Source organism: Bergeriella denitrificans NBRC 102155, from assembly GCF_001592185.1.
Classification (GTDB): domain Bacteria; phylum Pseudomonadota; class Gammaproteobacteria; order Burkholderiales; family Neisseriaceae; genus Neisseria; species Neisseria denitrificans.
Genome location: NZ_BCWL01000271.1, coordinates 1 through 2,351, shown reverse-complemented (window position 1 = coordinate 2,351; position 2,351 = coordinate 1). Strand labels below are relative to the sequence as shown.

The 2,351-nt window shown below is 55.4% G+C and carries 1 protein-coding gene and 2 tRNA genes; all 3 read left to right on the top strand.

The genetic code is table 11. The annotated features are described in order from the left end of the window. Positions 1 to 355 precede the first annotated feature (355 nt). The 3 genes from BDE01S_RS10100 (at position 356) to BDE01S_RS10090 (ending at position 2,059) form a co-directional block, all read left to right on the top strand. Positions 356 to 1,702 (top strand): deoxyguanosinetriphosphate triphosphohydrolase, encoded by a 1,347-nt coding sequence (locus tag BDE01S_RS10100; RefSeq protein WP_066081107.1) that lies wholly within the window; start codon positions 356 to 358, stop codon positions 1,700 to 1,702. A gap of 188 nt (positions 1,703 to 1,890) precedes the next feature. Further along, a tRNA-Arg gene (locus BDE01S_RS10095) sits at positions 1,891 to 1,967 on the top strand. 17 nt (positions 1,968 to 1,984) lie between these two features. Then, positions 1,985 to 2,059: transfer RNA gene (locus BDE01S_RS10090), tRNA-Glu, on the top strand. Positions 2,060 to 2,351: the final 292 nt, after the last annotated feature.

Sequence of the window (2,351 nt, the reverse complement as noted above, 5' to 3'; positions counted from 1 at the left end):
CAACACATATTGGGTTTACAATCCAACCCACCGTAAGTTTGGAATCGGCATTTTCAGTAATTTTTGAATTTTCACTAACCTGCTCCCTCTCCCGAGAGAGAGGGTTGGGGAGAGGGCTAAACGCTTGGGATTAAACAGATGTTTCCCGACCCAACGGCTTTGCCCTCTCTCTAACTCTCTCCCACGGGAGAGAGGACAGATTGCTGTATTTTCAACAATTTCAGCGCAATTAATACGTTTGGCTTATCTCGAACACACATAGCTTACGGCTATCAGCATTGATTTTCCACACGCTTCCCGCTAACCTTTTTTCAGACGGCCACTCCCCAACAAAGGAACCCCCATGCCCGACGCTATGAACTGGCAAAACCTGCTCTCCACCACCCGCTTCCGCATGAAAGACGGCGAAATCGTACCCACCGTTACCCCGTCCACCCAAGAAGGTGCGGATGCGCTGCGGACGGATTTCCATATCGACTACGACCGCGTGGTCTTCTCCGGCGCGTTCCGCCGCCTGGGACGCAAAACGCAGGTGCACCCGCTGGCCGAGCATGATTTGACCCACAACCGCCTGACCCACAGCGTTGAAGTTGCCAGCGTTGGGCGCAGCTTGGGCAACCGCGTCGGCGTGATGCTGCAGGCGGGCGGTTTTCTGCCGTCTGAAAATACCCCGGGCGACATCGGCTCCGTGGTGCAGGTTGCCTGTTTGGCACATGATTTGGGCAACCCGCCTTTCGGCCACACCGGCGAAGATGCGCTGCGCGACTGGTTCCGCCGCCCCGAAAACAGCCGCTATCTGCAAGGCTTGAGCGAAGCCGAGCGCAACGACGTGCAAACCTACGAAGGCAACGCCCACAGCCTGCGCATCCTCGCCAGCCTGGAAATGTACCGCAACAAAGGCGGTATGCGCCTGACCGCCGCCACCATCGGCACGCTGCTGAAATATCCGTGGACCACCCTGCACCCCAACGGCCGCAAAAAGTTCAACATCTACCAAACCGAGCTGCCGTTTATCGAATGCGTGGCCGAAGAATTGGGGCTGCTGCGCCTGGGCACGCACCATTGGGCGCGCCACCCGCTCTCCTATCTGATGGAAGCCGCCGACGACATCTGCTACGCCCTCTTGGATTTGGAAGACGCGGTCGAGCTGGATTTGCTCAGCGATACCGAAGTCGAAAGCATCCTGTCCGAGTTAACCTTTACCGAAAGCACCTGGCACGCGCAATCCAGCCGCCAGCGTTGCGCCATGCTGCGCGGCATCGCCATCGGCCGCGCGATTGAGGACGTGGCGCAGACCTTTATCATGCACCAATCCGACCTGCTGACCGGCCGCTTTCAAGGCAAAGACCTGATTGCCCTGTGCAGCCCTGAAGTGCAAAACACGCTGGAAAAAGCCAAAGAGCTGGCGCGCACGCGGATTTTCCGCCACCACACCAAGCTGATTACCGAAATCGCCACCTTCCCCTGCCTGGGTATGCTGCTGGATTTGCTCGTGCCTGCCGCCCACGCACTGATTGCCCACGGCCGCACCGACATCCGCCAATCCCTCGCGCTGGATTTGCTGAAAAACGACGATCCCGTTCTGCCCGACGACACGCTCTACCAAGCCTATATGAAGATTTTGGACTTCGTCGGCGGCATGACCGACAACAAAGCCGCGCAGATGGCGCAGGATTTGTCGGGGCTGGGTATGTTGCGTTAACCGCCGCAGCGGGCGGCAGGCTGTGCATCCTGACAGCCTGCCGCGCAAACGGTAAATTTTAGTTTATTTATTTTCAAAAAGTTAATCAATTTCTCCGATTTTTCCCGCCGAAAGACTGGACAGACTTTCAAAATCTCTATATTATTCGATTTTCTTGATTCACAGCGCAACAGCGAAGTGATGAGGATGCACCCGTAGCTCAGTTGGATAGAGTATCTGGCTACGAACCAGAGGGTCGGGCGTTCGAATCGCTCCGGGTGCGCCAACACCAATCAAGTCTCCGCGCCCATCGTCTAGCGGTTAGGACATCGCCCTTTCACGGCGGTAACCGGGGTTCGATTCCCCGTGGGCGTGCCAGTTTTAGAAAAAGGCTTCTGTTTCAGCAGAAGCCTTTTTTGCGCTTGTCTGCAATTTTTGTTTTACAGGCAACGCGATGGTAGGGGCGGGTTTCACACCCGCCTGCAATATTTGGCCTGAGACCTTTGAAAAATCATTCCTTTCAGAAAATATAGGACGGACATCTTGCGACCAAAGGAAATCCCATTCCTTCAGGCCGTCTGAAAATCCCGTTTTTCAGACGGCCTTTCCCATGAAATCCCCCGCATTTTGGCTTATAGTGAATTCAAATAAGAAAGATACAAGGCGGCAA